The sequence below is a fragment of the Spirosoma harenae genome (assembly GCF_054776975.1).
Genome location: NZ_BAAHBD010000030.1, coordinates 65,868 through 82,214, shown reverse-complemented (window position 1 = coordinate 82,214; position 16,347 = coordinate 65,868). Strand labels below are relative to the sequence as shown.

8 protein-coding genes are annotated in these 16,347 nt (G+C 45.1%); 3 read left to right on the top strand and 5 right to left on the bottom strand.

The window, feature by feature from the left end:
- The first annotated feature begins 1 nt into the window (after nt 1).
- Together ACYVE4_RS27070 and ACYVE4_RS27065 are read left to right on the top strand one after the other, a co-directional pair.
- Nucleotides 2-1,633 (top strand): FAD-dependent oxidoreductase, encoded by a 1,632-nt coding sequence (locus ACYVE4_RS27070; RefSeq protein ID WP_461043503.1) that lies wholly within the window; start codon nt 2-4, stop codon nt 1,631-1,633.
- Between the two features lie 537 nt (nt 1,634-2,170).
- Complete coding sequence (locus ACYVE4_RS27065; protein WP_461043501.1) at nt 2,171-4,177, top strand: glycoside hydrolase family 3 protein; 2,007 nt, start codon at nt 2,171-2,173, stop codon at nt 4,175-4,177.
- A gap of 29 nt (nt 4,178-4,206) precedes the next feature.
- Here the strand turns inward: ACYVE4_RS27065 and ACYVE4_RS27060 are convergent, their stop codons facing one another.
- The 5 genes from ACYVE4_RS27060 to ACYVE4_RS27040 all read right to left on the bottom strand — a co-directional run bounded on the left by ACYVE4_RS27060 (nt 4,207) and on the right by ACYVE4_RS27040 (nt 14,019).
- Complete coding sequence (locus ACYVE4_RS27060) at nt 4,207-7,614, bottom strand: PAS domain S-box protein (protein WP_461043499.1); 3,408 nt, start codon at nt 7,612-7,614, stop codon at nt 4,207-4,209.
- Between the two features lie 151 nt (nt 7,615-7,765).
- Entirely contained in the window at nt 7,766-8,155 is a 390-nt protein-coding gene (locus ACYVE4_RS27055; protein ID WP_461043497.1) for a response regulator transcription factor, read from the bottom strand.
- Between the two features lie 49 nt (nt 8,156-8,204).
- Nucleotides 8,205-11,951 (bottom strand): sensor histidine kinase, encoded by a 3,747-nt coding sequence (locus ACYVE4_RS27050; protein WP_461043495.1) that lies wholly within the window; start codon nt 11,949-11,951, stop codon nt 8,205-8,207.
- 129 nt (nt 11,952-12,080) lie between these two features.
- Complete coding sequence (locus tag ACYVE4_RS27045) at nt 12,081-12,824, bottom strand: response regulator (RefSeq protein ID WP_461043493.1); 744 nt, start codon at nt 12,822-12,824, stop codon at nt 12,081-12,083.
- Nucleotides 12,825-13,242: 418 nt separating this feature from the next.
- Entirely contained in the window at nt 13,243-14,019 is a 777-nt protein-coding gene (locus ACYVE4_RS27040) for a M12 family metallopeptidase (protein ID WP_461043491.1), read from the bottom strand.
- Nucleotides 14,020-14,623: 604 nt separating this feature from the next.
- Between ACYVE4_RS27040 and ACYVE4_RS27035 the strand changes: the two genes are divergently transcribed.
- Nucleotides 14,624-16,273, top strand: coding sequence for a serine hydrolase domain-containing protein (locus ACYVE4_RS27035; RefSeq protein ID WP_461043489.1), 1,650 nt, complete (start codon nt 14,624-14,626; stop codon nt 16,271-16,273).
- Nucleotides 16,274-16,347: the final 74 nt, after the last annotated feature.

Below are 16,347 nucleotides of genomic sequence, written 5' to 3'. Positions count from 1 at the left end.
AATGAGAAACTGTCTGATTTTATTCTTATTTCTGATTCATGAGGTTCTTGCTGCTCAGCCTGTTTATGACGTTGTTGTGTACGGAGGAACGCCGGCTGGCGTTGCAGCCGCTATTCAGGTTGCCCGATTGGGTCAAACTGTAGCTTTACTGGAACCTGGGCACCACTTAGGTGGCATGATGGTTGAAGGGCTCGGAGGCACTGATATCGACAATCATCAGGAGTTCCAGAATAGCCCGGCTGTAGGTGGGCTCGCGCTTGAGTTTTATCGGCGAATTGCCAAAGCCTACGGACGTTCAGACGAATTCGAGCAAGTTCTTCGGAATGGCACTAAAAAGCCGAATATCTGGCGATTTGAGCCACATGTAGCCGAACGGATCATTCTCGATTGGGTCGCTTCGTATCCGATCAAGGTTTACTATGGAAGCCGATTGCGGGAATCGAACGATGCGGTACTCAAAAAAGGAACGGCTATTCACCAGATCAACTTAGAGAATGGACAAACGTATCGGGCAAAGATGTTTATTGATGCGACCATCGAAGGGGATTTATTGTATGCTGCCGGAGTCAGTACGGTTATTGGTCGTGAATCAAATGCTACGTATGGCGAGGCCAAAAATGGCATTCAAGCCAATACGGATCATGCGCAGTTTTTGGTTAAGGTCGATCCATATCGGGTGATGGGTGATCCGACTAGTGGCCTGATTCCGACCATACAGGATGAGCCGCTTGGAACGCCTGGCGACGGTGATAAACACCTTCAGGCGTATTGTTTTCGCATGTGCCTGACTAAAAATCCGGCAAACCAGATACCGTTTCAGAAACCGGATACATATCGTCGCGATGAGTATGAAATTTACCTGCGTTACCTGAAAGCAGGTGGTAAACTCTATACACCAAGAGCCGATATTCCGAACGGAAAGACGGATTTGGGGGCCTGGCACGATCTGTCGCATAATCTGTACGGCCTGAATATGGCGTACCCCGGCGGAAATTATACAACCCGACTAGCTGTGTTGACCCAGCACAGACAATTCACCCAAGGGTTATTTTACTTCCTGGCGAATGATGAGGAAGTGGGTCGGCTGGCTCCTGACTTGCAAAAAGAATGGGCCTTGTGGGGGCTCAGCAAAGACGAATTTACCGATAACAGTGGGTGGCCTCGTCTATTTTACGTGCGTGACGCCCGCCGAATGGTTTCCGACTACGTGATCACGGAACATCATGTACGAAAAGACAACCCACCGCCCGTTCCTGACCCGGTTGCCGTTGCGTATTGGCCGCCCGATATCCATAGTGTTCGACGAATCGTGAAAGATGGGTATGCCTATAATGAAGGGTCTGTCTTTAGAGATAATACCTGGCAACCGTTTGGTATTTCATACAGGGCGCTGGTGCCCAAAGCATCTGAGTGTACGAATTTGTTGACGGCATCCTGCCCATCATCGAGCCATATTGCTTACGGAGCTATTCGTATTGAGTTCACATTTATGGCAATGGGACAGGCTTGTGGCAATGCTGCAGTACTCGCGAACCAGAAACGGACGAGTGTCCAGGAGGTTAACTATGCAGACTTGCAGAAAAAATTGCTGGAACAACAGCAGGTGCTAGTCATACAGGCAGAGCGTAAGTAGGGAAGAGGATAATTTAATTTACAGATAGGTTGGTTTGGTAAATTCCCGGTAGCGATCTGCCGGGAAATTTATTTTATGTCATCCCACTAAATGGGCTCGTAGATGCTTTACACAACTGAGGATAAAATATGATGTCTATCCAATATGATTTAATCAATAGCGGAAAGCGAATTAACACCCCATTAATGGAGCAGATATAGTAACCTTCTTTCGTATCACTTTGTGGAGGGATTTGTGAGAATGTCTTCATAAACCATGGTTGGCTTTTACAATCGATCTATTAAAAGTCACCGTGATTCAATCAACGGTAGGCAAAGCTGTTTACAGCTTAATCGGTTGACAAGTATAATAAACTAAGACCCATCTTCTTAAGAAATCTTAATGTTGTTTTTAGATTCCACCACATCGCTGGAACAGGATAGCAAGAATCAACACTACCCTGTTCCCTAACTACCAAGCGAATTTGATATCTCTCTGATGAATTGCTTGCCAACATCTGTCGTAAAGCTCGCGGTAACTCTGCTAGTATGGCTAGGAATGAAAAGCTTAACCTTGGCTCAAAAGCCACTTCAACCCCTTTTGGGCTTCCGCTCGGTAAAGACGCTCACCCAGAAGGGGCTGACCTTTAAAGACCTCAACAAAAATGGGAAACTAGATCGTTATGAGGACTGGCGGCTGCCCGTCGAAACCCGCGTGCAGGATCTGCTTTCACAGATGAGCCTTCAGGAAAAAGTGGGCTTTATGCTCATTAGCACCACACGCATGAGCGGAGATAACGGGTTTGGGCAAAATGTGCCAAGAACCGACCGCGGCCCCGCCGAACGTGGCCCGGCCCCAATCACCAGCGCATTTAATGAAGAAGACCTGGTGCAGCCCAACAACATGTTCACCCGCAAGCCGCTTCCCCAACCGATCATGTCGGCGGCCGGTACCACCAAAGGCGTAACCCAGTTTCACCTGCGTCACTTCATCCTGCGGGCGAATCCACCCGCTCGCACTATTGCTGAATGGGCCAATAACCTACAAACGCTTTGCGAGACAACGCGCCTGGGCATCCCCGCTATTGTTGCCTCCAACCCTCGGAACCATATTACCATTGATGCCGCTGCGGGCCTGAGTGTCGGCACAACGGCGTTTTCAAAATGGCCGGGCGAATTAGGTCTGTCAGCCATGCACGACCTTCAACTCACCCGCGAATTTGCCGACATAGCCCGTCAGGAATGGACGGCAGTAGGTTTGCGTAAAGGCTATATGTACATGGCTGACTTGGCGACGGAGCCTCGTTGGCAACGGATCGAAGGGACCTTTGGCGAAGATGCCGATTGGGCATCCAATATGATCCGGGAAATTGTTCTAGGCTTTCAGGGCACCCAGTTAGGAAAGGCATCGGTGGCCATGACGACCAAGCATTTTCCAGGAGGAGGCCCTCAGGAGAACGGCCTTGATTCGCATTTTGACTGGGGGAAATATGCCCATTATCCCGGCGGCATGTTTGACTACCATCTCAAGCCTTTCAAAGCTGCTATTGCCGCCGGTACCTCGGCCATCATGCCGTATTATTCGAGCCCCAAAGGGAAAGCGTTTGAAGAAGTCGGCTTTTCCTATAATAAAGCCATCATCCAGGATTTACTGCGGAAACAGTTAGGCTTTCAGGGCATTGTCAACTCCGATACAGGCCCGATTGAAATGATGCCTTGGGGCGTGGAAAACCTAACGCTTCATCAACGCTATCAAAAAGCCCTGGAAGCGGGTGTTGACCTGTTCTCTGGAACTGCCGACCCAACGACCTTACTAGAAACCATTCAACAGGGAAAGGTATCCGAAGCCCGTATTAATGAATCGGTTGGGCGTCTGCTAAAGGAAAAATTTGTGCTTGGCCTTTTTGAAAATCCATACGTCGACGTCGAAAAGGCGCAGCAAATTGTTGGGAATAGTCAGTTTCAGCAGAAAGCTGATTTAGCTCAGCGGAAGTCCATTGCACTACTGAACAATTCTGCGAAACTGCTTCCATTGCGGCCTAAAACAAAAGTATATTTTGAAACCTATTACGATAATGGGCGTGGTGGAAATCCCATAACGGTGTATAAACCGACTCAATCGACGAGTGAATTAGCGTTGGTGTCCAGCAAAGAAGAGGCCGACGTGATCTTAGTCTGGATCATGCCAAGCGCGGGGGGCTTATTTGCTTCTGCCGATAAGCCCATTGCGTTGAGTCTGTCAAAAAACCGAATCAATGTGGAGCACGTCAATGAACTGATAAAAAGTAAACCCACAATTGTCGCCATCAACTTTTCCAGTCCCTGGGTCATCAACGAAATCAACAGTCATGATGCCCAAACCCTTTTAGCGACGTTCGGAACGACGGCGGATGCGCTGCTGGATGTTGTCAGCGGAGCCTTTAACCCAACGGGTAAACTGCCCTTCACGATTCCAGCTTCTGAACAGATGGTTCTGGAGAACAAGTCGGACGTACCCGGCTCCCAAGAGTCCCCTGGATATGCTCTTTATAAATTTGGCCATGGGCTAAACTATAGCAAGCCCTAAAGGTGGCCACCAAGTAAGTAGGGTAGCAACTAGCTTAGTTTATTCGTGCTGCCATTCGTTATTAATTGATCGACTACCTCCTTAATCACTTCATCAAGACGCGTAATTAATTCTTCCAGTCGCTGGCTAGTCTGGTAGGTTTCTGCGTTTTTATCGATGTCAACCAATACATCAGCTAGTGAGTTAATACCAAGTGTTGCCACAGAAGGATGCAGCCGATGAGCGAGCTGGCTAACTTTTTTAAAGTCGTTAGCTTCATAAGCCGCTTTCATTTCTTTAATGCCTGCTGGCACCATTTCAATAAACAGGTTGACCATTTCCCAAACAAACTCTTCTTCGCCCTGAGCAATTGATCGGAGTTCAGAAAGGTCAAATAGACTATCCTGATTTTTTGTTTCGCTGATAGTCTCAGGAAAGACACTATCTTTTCCCAACCACTTTGCCACAACGGCCAGTAGACTTGGCTCATCGAAAGGTTTAGACAAATAATCATTCATGCCAGCCTTCATAAACTTTTCCCGATCCCCTGAAACGGCTAAGGCGGTTAAGGCGATAATCGGCAATTGGCTTTTTATTTTTTCTCGAATCTGTTTGGTAGCTTCCAGCCCATCCATAATCGGCATGTGAACATCCATCAAAACCAGATTATACGGTTGTGTTGTTAATTTCTCAAGAGCCTCCAATCCATTCCGGGCTTCATCGATCAACGCTCCATAATTCTTTAGGATGGTAGAAGCCAGTAACCGATTCATTTCATTATCATCCACCACCAAAATCGTACTCTCTGAAAGGAAATCCGTATTAATCTGTTCGGGCTGGTTTTGGGGTAACTGACTGAATTCTCCTTTGTTGAAAGTGATGCAGAACGATACAGTGGTTCCCACCTGTTTCTGACTGTTCACCTCAATCTGACCACCCATTAAATCAACCAGATTTTTGCAGATGCTCATGCCCAGCCCTGTGCCACCAAATCGACGGGTGATGGATGTATCTTCCTGGCTGAACGTTTGAAAAATTGTTCGGACAAACTCCTCATCCATGCCTATTCCCGTATCCTGGACACTGGCCCGAATAGTTTGCTGGGTAGCATCTTCCTCAATGACCTGACAACGAATGTCAACGCTTCCCTTATCGGTAAACTTGATAGCATTCGAAATCAGGTTAAGTAGTATTTGCGTCAGCCGATGAGGATCGCCTACTAAAACAGGCGCTGTTCGGGTATCAAAAAATGAATTGGTGAATAACAACCCTTTTTCTTCGGCCCGATGGCTCATGATTTGGATCACCTTCTTTATTAATTGATGAGGCTCGAAGCCAATCTGTTCTATGATAAGTTTTCCCGCTTCAATTTTGGAGAGATCCAGGATATCATTAATAATGACCAACAGGTTGTCGGAAGCGGCCTGGATGGTATTTAGATAGAATTGTTGTTGCTCAGTTAACGAGGTTTTTTTAAGTTGATTACTCATACCCATAATGGCGTTCATGGGCGTTCTGATTTCATGACTCATGTTGGCCAGAAATAATTCTTTCGAACGGGTCGATTCTTCAGCGGCCTCTTTGGCTACTTTGAGTGCAATCTCTAGCTCTTTCTGATGGGTAATATTAATGTGAGTGCCAATAATTTTTAGTGGTTTTCCAGCCGCATCCTGCTCAGTGACTACCCCCCGATCAAGCACCCATTTGATCGATCCATCGTTGTGAATCATCCGGTACTCTATGGCATGTTGGGTACGTAAACCAGCCCGATACATGTTGTCATTCTCTTCGAGCATGGGTCGGTCAGCCGGATGAACCTGATGCCACCATAAACTAGCCAGATCCGTTGACTCATCAATTGGAAAGCCCAGTAACCTGTTTGTTGGGTTGGAGAAATAGGTTTTCTGCGTTCGAAAATCATGTTCCCAATAATTATCGCCAACGTTGGTCAGCGCCATCCGCAACTTTTCTTCGTATTCTTTCAGTTGACGCTGCACAATTTTCTCCTGAGAAATATCTTCCACGATAAAAAAATATTGTGTAACGGCCTGCTGCTTATCGATAATGGGTTGGCCGCTGATGCGCGCCCAGAACCAGCTTTTATCCTGTCTGTAATAGATTCCCTCTAAGGCAAAGCTTTGTCCTTTATTGAACGCATTGTCAACAGTAACGCGGCTGGTGGCATCCGTGTACTGGCCTTGGCAGATGTCAAAGAGGGTCTTGCCTGAAACTTGGTTAAACTTGTATTGAGTAAGTTGTTGAAAACCTTCATTGGCCCAAAAAATCTTACCGCTGAGATCGACGAAAATAACGCCATTTTTGTTGGCGCTGGCCACCAGAGATAGCTTCTCTAATTCAGATTCATATTTTTTGCGTTCGGACACGTCCCGGATGAATGAGCAGAAAAACTCATTTTCTCCCTGTTTTAACGGAATAATGTATAACTCGATGGGAAAGGTTTTTTTTGCTCGGTTTAGTGCCGGTAACTCTAGAGTCTTCCCCAATACCGGTCCTTCTCTGGTTTGCATATACGATTGCAATCCTTGGGTATGACTACCCCGGTGAACGGTTGGGATTATCAAATCCGCTAGTTTCTGACCAAGTGCCTCCTGGCTGGTCCACCCAAATATTTTTTCGGCCTGCGGGTTCCAGAACGTGATTATTCCCTTTATATCTATGGTAATGATGGCATCGAGTGCCCCATTCATAATCAGCCGGTTCTTCAACTCGCTTTGCTCCAGCGCATCCCGGCTCTTTTTTTGTTCAGTAATATTGGTATAGCTCCAAAGATGGCCCTTGTAATTTTGATCGATGAACAACGGAATGTAATCCCTCTGGTATACACTCCCATTCGCCAGTTCCAGAATATCTCCTCTGACCAGCTTCTTATCGGCTAGAATGGTATCAATGCGACGAACAAACTGTTCTGGTTCGTTAAATAAGTATTTTGACGCTTCGGCGGCATGGGTACAGTCAACGCCCTGTAAAGCTTCTGGTGAAACCGGAAGATTAAATAGCTCACAGAAAATTTGGTTGGTGAAGACAACGGCTCGCTTCTCATCTTCCAGTAGTACCCCATTCTCCATGTTTGTAATCAGCGACGTAAAAACTTTTTCAGCATTTTTTCGCTGGTTAATTTGCTGATGAAGGAAACGGGCGATCGATAATAAATCGTTACCTTCCGTTTGGAAATTTGACTCACTAATTGTGGTTATAGCTTCTTCAAGCTGTTGAACGGAGAGTTTTTTTATTTGAAGTTCACTTTTTAACGTAGTGTGTAATGCACTATATTCTTTTTCGCTAAGGGCGAAGGCCCGCTCGGTCAGTTCCCGATCCCGTTCATAAGCGAGATAGGATCGGTCCACTGCTTCCAGAAATTTGGCCATTTCAGGCGATTGTTGACATTCACCGGTTAAATAGCGGGAAATTTGACGGGTGAGTAACTTAGAATAAGCCATATAAATAAGACTAAAAACTAATCGTTACGCGAAATCGAATAGTTAGAAAATCATAGTCAACTGGTAGCCAAAACCCTTCTAAAATTCGTTTACAAATTGATGTTTCTGGCAGCCGCAAATACAATGTCAGGTAGTATACTTTACCTGGTTTTTACTGCGCTTTTCGAAGGCCTTCTGGCTTCAGTTGGCTTTCAATGGTAGTTAATAAATTTTGAAACGTAAACGGCTTTGTCAGATAATCGTCAGCGCCTAACTCCATACCCCGACGCAAATCGGTCGGATCTGATTTGGCCGTCAAAAATATAAAAGGCACTTTCGATATCAGGCGATTGGAGCGGACCACTTCGAGTACCTGATAGCCGCTCACTTCAGGCATCATTATATCACAAAGAATCAGATCTGGTGTATGTAGCAAAGCCTGACAGATCCCTTCCCGACCGTTGGTAGCCGTTTCCACCTGGAAACCCTCCAACGTCAGCAGTTCTTCCACATTCTCTCGCATCTGAACGTCATCTTCAATTAGTAAAATTTGCGCAGTCATGAATGTATTGTGTTTTTGGAAAGTTTGCCAACGACTTTAGCGTCAACTTCTAGCTTATCAGTACTGGGTTAGCTGACTTAACCGGTAAGGAAACGGTGCAAAAGGTCCCCTTTTTCTCTTCGCTCTGAATGTCAAAATGTCCGCCATGAAGCTCAACGAACTGTCGGACAATGAATAAGCCCAAGCCTGTGCCTGGGATACCGTTTGTATTGCTAGCCCGAAAAAATGCCTGAAATAGGGCTGAGAGTTCTTTGCTGGGTATACCAATACCTTTATCAACCACTTCAAAGACAAGGCTTTGTTCCTTGAAAATTAGTCGTAAGACAGGATTACTTTTCGAAAACTTAAACGCGTTCGATAATAAATTGACCAGCACATGACTTATTAATTTATCGTCCAAATAAACGACTTGAGGGATGCCTTCTATGGTGAATTCGACTGCACGATTATCATTTCGGTGGCTAAAATGAGTGTTAATTAGTTCCTCGCAAATCAGTAAGGCATCTACCAGTTTAGGAGAGAAATTCACTTTTCGCGATTCGATTCTACCGATTGTCAATATATCGGTAAGCAGTGTATTGAATTGATCGATCTCCTTTTCAATAACAATCAAATGCTTTTGAACGGATGCCTTCGCGCTAACAGCAGGCTTGTCAAGATAGAGTTTGATTAAATCAACGCTCGACTGTATCGTCGCTAAAGGTGTTCGGAACTCATGAGAGGCAGTAGACACAAACTGCGATTTGAGTTGATTCAGTTCCTGTTCCTGTTGCAAGGATTGTTGCAACACCAACTCTGTCTCTTTCTGTCTCGTAATATCATTGGAAAGACCAATCTGGCGTATGGTTTTTCCGGTTTCGTCGCGAATACTAAAGGTGCGGACCGATACCCAGAACAACGAATGATCTGGCCTGACACCCCGAAATTGACTGTTTACCTCTTCGCCTAAACTATATTGGCTTATGGCTTTTTCAACAACTGGTTTGTCTTCTTCATAAACCGATTCGATAAACGAAAGCGGATTGTCATATAGGCTCTGGCAAGTCCTATGCCATATGCGTTCGTAAGCTGGGTTGACATAAAGTAGCCGAAAGGGATCGGTGGCATGAATCCAGAAGACTTCATCTACATTGTCGGCGATTTCTCTAAACCGCTGCTCACTTTCCTGCACAGCAGCTTTGGCAAGCTCTCTTTCGGTTACGTCCCAGGCAACGCCAACTGCTCGTATGGGCCGCTCCTGTTTATACCGAGTTATTAAACCACTCGACTCAATGTAGCGAATACTTCCATCGGGCCGGAAAATTCGGGTTACGTTTGAAATCTTATTCCCTTGTGCTCCTAAATGAGAATGCTTTAGAAAATTGGGCAGATCGTCGGGATGAATAATGTTTAGGAACTTCTCAAAACTCCAATCGAACTGACGGTATTCCTCACCAAAAATCTGCCATAAATGATCATCCCAAAACAAAGCTCCTGTAATTAAGTCGTTCTCCCAAAGGCCCTGACCAGCCGCCTGCGTTGCTAATTTTAGGCGCTGATTCAGGTTCCGTAGCTTCATATCCGTTTCCTGTCGTTCTGTGATGTCGCGGGCCGAGCCATACACGACCTGATTAATACTAACCGCATTCCATTCAATAATTCGGTAAGAACCATCTTTTCTTCGCATTCGGCTGATCTGATTGCAAACCGGTTTATCAAGAATGTTCACCAAAAGATTCTTGTAAACAAACTTCTGCTCATCCGCGTGAATTAGCTGTAAAAAAGGAATACTTATTAATTCGGTTGCCGAATAGCCGAGTGTAACCTGAAAAGCCCGATTGACGGCCGATATCTTCCCCTTACTATCCGCAATACAATGCATGTCCAACGCGCCTTCAAAAAAACTATTCAGCGCCTGGTTCTTCTGCTGAAGATTACGTTGGGCTTCTTTTAGGAGCGATATATCGGTAGAAATTCCCATATAGCCCATAATAGTGCCGTCATCATCCTGTAAAGCACTAGCCGCCAATAAAATTGGGACTCGACCACCTGATTTGGTAATGGCTATACATTCGCAGTAGAAATAACCTTGAGAAGCTAAATCTTCCATGAAAATAGTGACCGGGCGATTTTCCTGTCTAACAGGTCCATAGACAACAACCGGCACTGTATTAGCGGCTTGCCCTGGTTCCAGGTACGTTTGCCATCCAATCAATTCGTCGGGTCGGTAGCCCAACAAATGCTCACAGGCCTGATTAGCCGTCTGAATTACCCCATGAATATCCGTTGATACGATCGCCTGACCAGCATGCCTAAGAATAGCCTGATGCAGGGTAGATAATCGTCTGATGGCCTGGGTTCGCTCTTCGACCCGCAATTCAAGCTGTTCTGTATACAGTTTTAGTTGTTTATCGAGTTGTTGCTGGTATAAAACAATGGCCAGTGGCCCGGCTAATTCCTGAGCGATTTTGAGATACTCTTCCGTGAAAAAATGGGGAACGACTGACATGAGCGTGAAAGCCCCAATACATTCTTTCTTGCTGAATAAGGGAATGGTCACCTGCGAGCGAAAGCCGTTTAGATTAGCCAGCAAATGGGGTGGTATACCTGTAGAGTCGGCCTGTACATCAGGATAGTAGATGAATTTTGTTGGCAATTCGTTCTGTGGAAACCGGTCAACAAAATAATGTGCGGGGACAGCAATAGTGGGGTCAATATCAAGCTCCCCATCAATGATCCGGCATTTAGCTTCGGCCAGCCCCGTATCTCTATTAATATGAAATACCGAAATTCGATTACAGGGCACCAGACCATACATATGTTTCATAGCAATCAACAGCGGAGGCTGTTCTGCCATTCGGGAGTTGCGTAAAGCCTGATCTACGTCATGGAGGCCTTCCAGACGATGATTTGCACGTTGTAAAGCCATTTCCTGTTGCAATCGTAACAGTACATTAGCGATTAACGTACTGAATGTTCCTAACAATGAAACGTCATTCTGATCCCAGACAGGCGGCTTACTGATTGTATAAAATCCGACAAATCCCTTCGTTTTCCGATCCTGAATCAGGGGAATGGCGATCATGGATCGCACCGAAATAAAGTCAAAAAAAGTTTTCTGTTGCGTTTGTTCTGGAGTAAGCTCATCAATCTGTAAGCGAATCATCTCACCCTTCTCCAACTTCGGTCGCATCCAGTCAAAACATTCGCGGGGCCTGGTCTGAATTTTATCTTTTCTGGACTGATGCCCAGGTGCACACCATTCGTGTACACAATGCCCTTCCTGATAGTCGTCGCTGTACATAAATACAGACGCACGCTCAGCATCAACATATTCGCTTATTAGTTGCAAAGCTTCGATGATATAACCATTTGCTTCGTCGGATTTAAGCGTTATGAATCGACTTGCCACAGTTGAAATGAGCGACTCCATGAATAGCCGTCGCTGCAGATTGTATGCAAATTGCCGCTGTTCGCTAACATCGTGGATAGTCACCATCGCTTGATCATCCATCCGGGTTAACGTAATTTCATGCCATATACTTTCGCTATTGTGTTGATATCGCTTAACTAACCGCTGCGTTTCGCCTGTTTGAATGGTTTGTACCAGCGGAAAAAAAAACTCGTTCTGCTGGGGAGCAGATTTAACAAATTGGTCAATAAGTTCTTCCTGCGTTTGCCGAACAAGTTGGGAAAATGCCTTATTAACCAATTTGTAGCGAAAGTCAACGATGGTTTCCTGCTGATTCCAGACGGGCTCTAAAAAAGCAACTCCTTGCGAAGAAGTATTAAACCAGAATTCTAAATGCTTCTCCATTAAAAGATGGTATTCATGCTATAGTCAGCGTATGTTTATGCAAGGCCGTCTCCCGACGTTGTTGACAGTATTAATAAACTGTAGCTTAGCTCTTTTAAGTATTAGAAACCGATAGATACACCAGGATCTTTATTCCGCTAACCAGTCTTTAAAAGAACGGAACCGCGCTTTCGGTAAAATCACTTCCTGAGGTTTCCCTCCTACGTCAATCATCAAACAGTGCTTGCCTTTATCCCAGTAGGTGTATTTCTGGATACTTTTCCGGTGCAAAATGACATGTCGGTTCACCCGAAAAAACTGATTCGGATTTAGCTTCGCGATTAGGGTATCTAAGCTCATATCGATTTGAAAATTACCGAGCGGATGGTAAACAAAATACCCTCTCTTATGGATGCCGAAGTAAACGCACTCTTCTGTACGAAGAACCATACATCCTTTACTATCTCTACCACGAATCGATTTTAAATAGGCATTTGACGGATTAATATTATTCCGTTGTTCCTGGCTTCTTCTCAATCGGCTCTCAATGGCGTTTAATAAATCTCGTAATAGGAAAGGCTTCGTTACGTAATCATCGGCGCCTAACTCCATACCTTCTCGCAAATGCACCATGTCGGCTTTAGCCGTTAGAAATATAAATGGAATATGAGCCGTTTCCGGATTGGCACGAATACCTTCCAACACCTGATAACCATTCATATTTTCCATCATAATGTCGCACAAAATCAGATCGGGAAGCCATTGTTTGGCTTGATTCAGGCCTGTTACGCCATCTTTAGCCTTTCGCACATCATATCCATTCAAGATTAATTGTTCAGCTATGTTTTCCCGAATTTGGGCTACGTCTTCAATAATTAGTATTTGCTTCAACATGTGTGAATAAGACCTAATGACTCAGTGCGCTCAGCAACAAAGCGTTGCTGAGCACTTTAGACAAATTAAACAGATTGTTGAGTATCAGGGCTTAAAGTCGACTATATACTAGCCTGGCTGAGGTAATTAGCACTCGGTGAAAAGAAAAGAGTTTGGCGAACTAATACGCAAGGACGATTCCCTGAATTGATTTAGTAGCGCCTAGTATCTGTGAAAGAGCAGATGAATCAGGCAAATTTATATACACAATTCATTATTGAAAAATAATAAGTAATAATATAAATTAATACAGTATTAAAATTGGCTATTAATTTATATTATTTGAAAATTTTGTAAACTTATGAACTCATTGTGAGAGCTCATAAGTTTACAAAGCATTTAAAAAAACAGCAATTGGGGTAAGTTATATACCAATCCTTTAAGGATACATTGATTGAACCGTAGCAATATCTATTGCCGACAAAGATTGACGCTGGCCTATAAACGTTGATCCGTCTTTCTTCGTAATAGTGGGCAAACCGTTTCTTGAAAAGTCAAAGGAGCCGTATAGCATAATTGAGCCAAAATCCAATCCTCCGGCATAATCAAAACCATCCATACCTCGCTGCTCATACGTTTGGAAGTCCGTTTCGTATCCACTGGTAATGTTGGCTGTATTGATTGTAATATATGTGTCACGATCAGCGCGTGTATGTTCATGCCATAAGCCAACTGTGTGTCCAATTTCGTGAATTGTATTGCCAGTAGAACAAGTGTTCGCTAAGTTGATGTATTGTAAACCTCCAGCATAACCCACATTGGATGAGCAACCTGGACCAGGGCGAAACAGCACGTAACCGCGTTGAGTCGTCCGGAGCACAAATCGGATAGATGTATTGGACTCCCAGTGTGCAATAGCATTATATACACGAGCCAGATCAGGAAGTGCCGGATCAATTGCATAATAAACTGTTTTATTGGGCCATCGTGAGGATAACTTTGTGCGTCCAGTTCCTCTTATTGCCTGGGTATGCACATCCGCTGAATCATTAATACTATCTGGACTTACCAATATATCACGTTGAAAAACCGCCTGTCCGTTGATTAGTGAATACGTAATTTTCTCACCATTCAGCATACCCGTTTGACGTGTCCCTCCTTGGTTTGGAAAAGCCTCTTCTGGTTGGGCAACATTGACTATAGGCGATATTTTCAACGCTTCTTCGGTTGAATTTTGTGAGCAGCTAAGTAAGCTACAAGTAACTACAAACAATAACAGAAAGATCGAGCTAGTCTTCATAGAATGTTCAATAAAAGGTGAGTGATGGATTGAGTTGAAATGTTGAGCGTATTTGGCCTCTATCTGACCTGAACAAACCTACTGGACGCTCTAATAAAAGCCTACCGGGCAAAGCCAACTTATGCGTGAACTGACCATTTTGCCGGACGAAGTGACCTAAAATTATTTATCTACAATGTTGGCTTTTAGCGAATAGATACGATCCAATACATGAAAGTTTCTATAAATCAAGTTACGGAACATTTTAAGCCGATCAACGCTGATCAAAGGAAAGCATACATGTCCTAAATGAGATAGGATTTGTCTCAAACCGGATAGGCTTGCTCTTCGCAAACCCGATACATTTGCTGCTGTCAAGGGTAGCTAGATCAGTGGGCCGCTCACGGACAAAAAAGATTGATCAAGACTACCTCAGTCAATAGCCATTCCCATGAAAAACAAGGCCGTATCCCAATTAGCAGCGAGGCTATCCGATTGGCAGTTTCTTTGCTTACTCATTATCTACCTAAGCGCTTGCTGTGTGAGCGCACAAAACCTCTCTAGCTCACCAGTCTCTCCTTTATCAGCATTTGTCACGGCGCAACTAGATAGCCTCTTCAAGGAGTTCAACGCCCCCAATACCCCTGGCTGCGCCATTGGGGTGATCCGGAATGACTCCCTCATCTTCGCGAAAGGATATGGACTGGCTAATGCGGAAAAACAGGAACCCATGTCTCCCAAAACCCCAGTTTATCTAGCTTCTGTTTCAAAGCAGTTTACGGCCTATTCAATCGTCCTGCTGGCCAGGGCTGGTAAACTCAAGCTTGATGACGACATCCGCCTGCATCTGCCCTGGTTCCCGGATTTGAAGCGAAAAATTACTATTCGACAGTTACTGAATCATACCAGTGGGATACGGGATGATTTGGAACTGGCCTCCTTTGGCGGCTTGCCCATACCCATGGGCATCACTCAGCAGGTGGCCATTCAATACATCAGTCGATCAAAAAGCTTGAATTACGAGCCCGGTCAACGATACCTCTATTCCAATTCCAATTATGTACTGCTGGCCGAAATTGTCAAACAACGTAGCGGACAATCCTTCAAGGCATTTACCGAGGCTATGCTTTTTAAGCCCCTGCAAATGATCAACTCGCGGTTTATCGACAGTCCTGCTGAATTACCCAGCGAGCGAGCCATTTCGTATATCAAAAATGGGAATACCTACTATCCCGCCTTTCATGCCATCTATACCATGGGAGATGGGGGTATGTTCTCGACCCTGGAAGACCTATCCAGATGGGTCATGAATTTCTACACCCCAAAAGTGGGCGATCAGCAGACCATTCGTCAGTTGACCGAAACAGGGCGATTGAACTCGGGCGAACGGCTCTCCTATGCGTTAGGGATCAGTGTTGAGGATTACAAAGGCTTCCGAAAATTTGAGCATGGTGGCGCTCTGTATGGGTACCGAACGAGCCTGGCCGTTTTCCCCGATCTGAAGCTGGGTATTATCCTGCTCAGCAACAATGGGTCGGTTAATCCCTCGTTGAAAACCAATCAGATAGCAGATATAGTACTCAAGCAGTATCCATCGCCAACCAAGGCGAGCAACCCCGTAAAATCCGCGGCAAAAGATACGATGACGCTGGACCCCATTCTGGCCCGGGCAATCAGTGGCCACTACATTGCTGAAGATGGGCTTCCTTTCACCTTTACTCGTTTGGGTCAAAATCTGTATTGGGAATCCAGCTCCTTTGGACGGAAGCAATTGCGGCAAACCGCTAACATGACCGTTGAAGAGCCATCTACCCAGGTGAGGTTTGTGCTGACCGCCACGGCCAACGATACTACCCTTCAGCAATACTATCCAGGTAATGAGCGGGGCATGACCAAGTATAAACCCAACACTAGCTTGCTTCCCAATGAAGCCCAGGTTTATACGGGTCGCTATTACAGCCCGGAATTAGAAACAACCGTGGAGGTTTTGCTGAACGAAGGGCAGTTGCAGATCAAGACGCCAAAAATGGGAACGGCGAAATTGTCGGTTCTCGATCGGAAACATATGCTGATAACCCAGGGCGGTTATCAGCTTTACCTCAATTTCCTCCTAGAGAAAGAGAAGGTTACTGGCTTTGACTTAAATACCAACCGACTGCGGCATTTGCGATTTGATAAAGTGAACGAATGATCCCTGATAAGGCTGTCTGAAGCCACAACGAATCCGAACATCGCTCCCTTGATGACTGATTGCCGTTTTCCGTT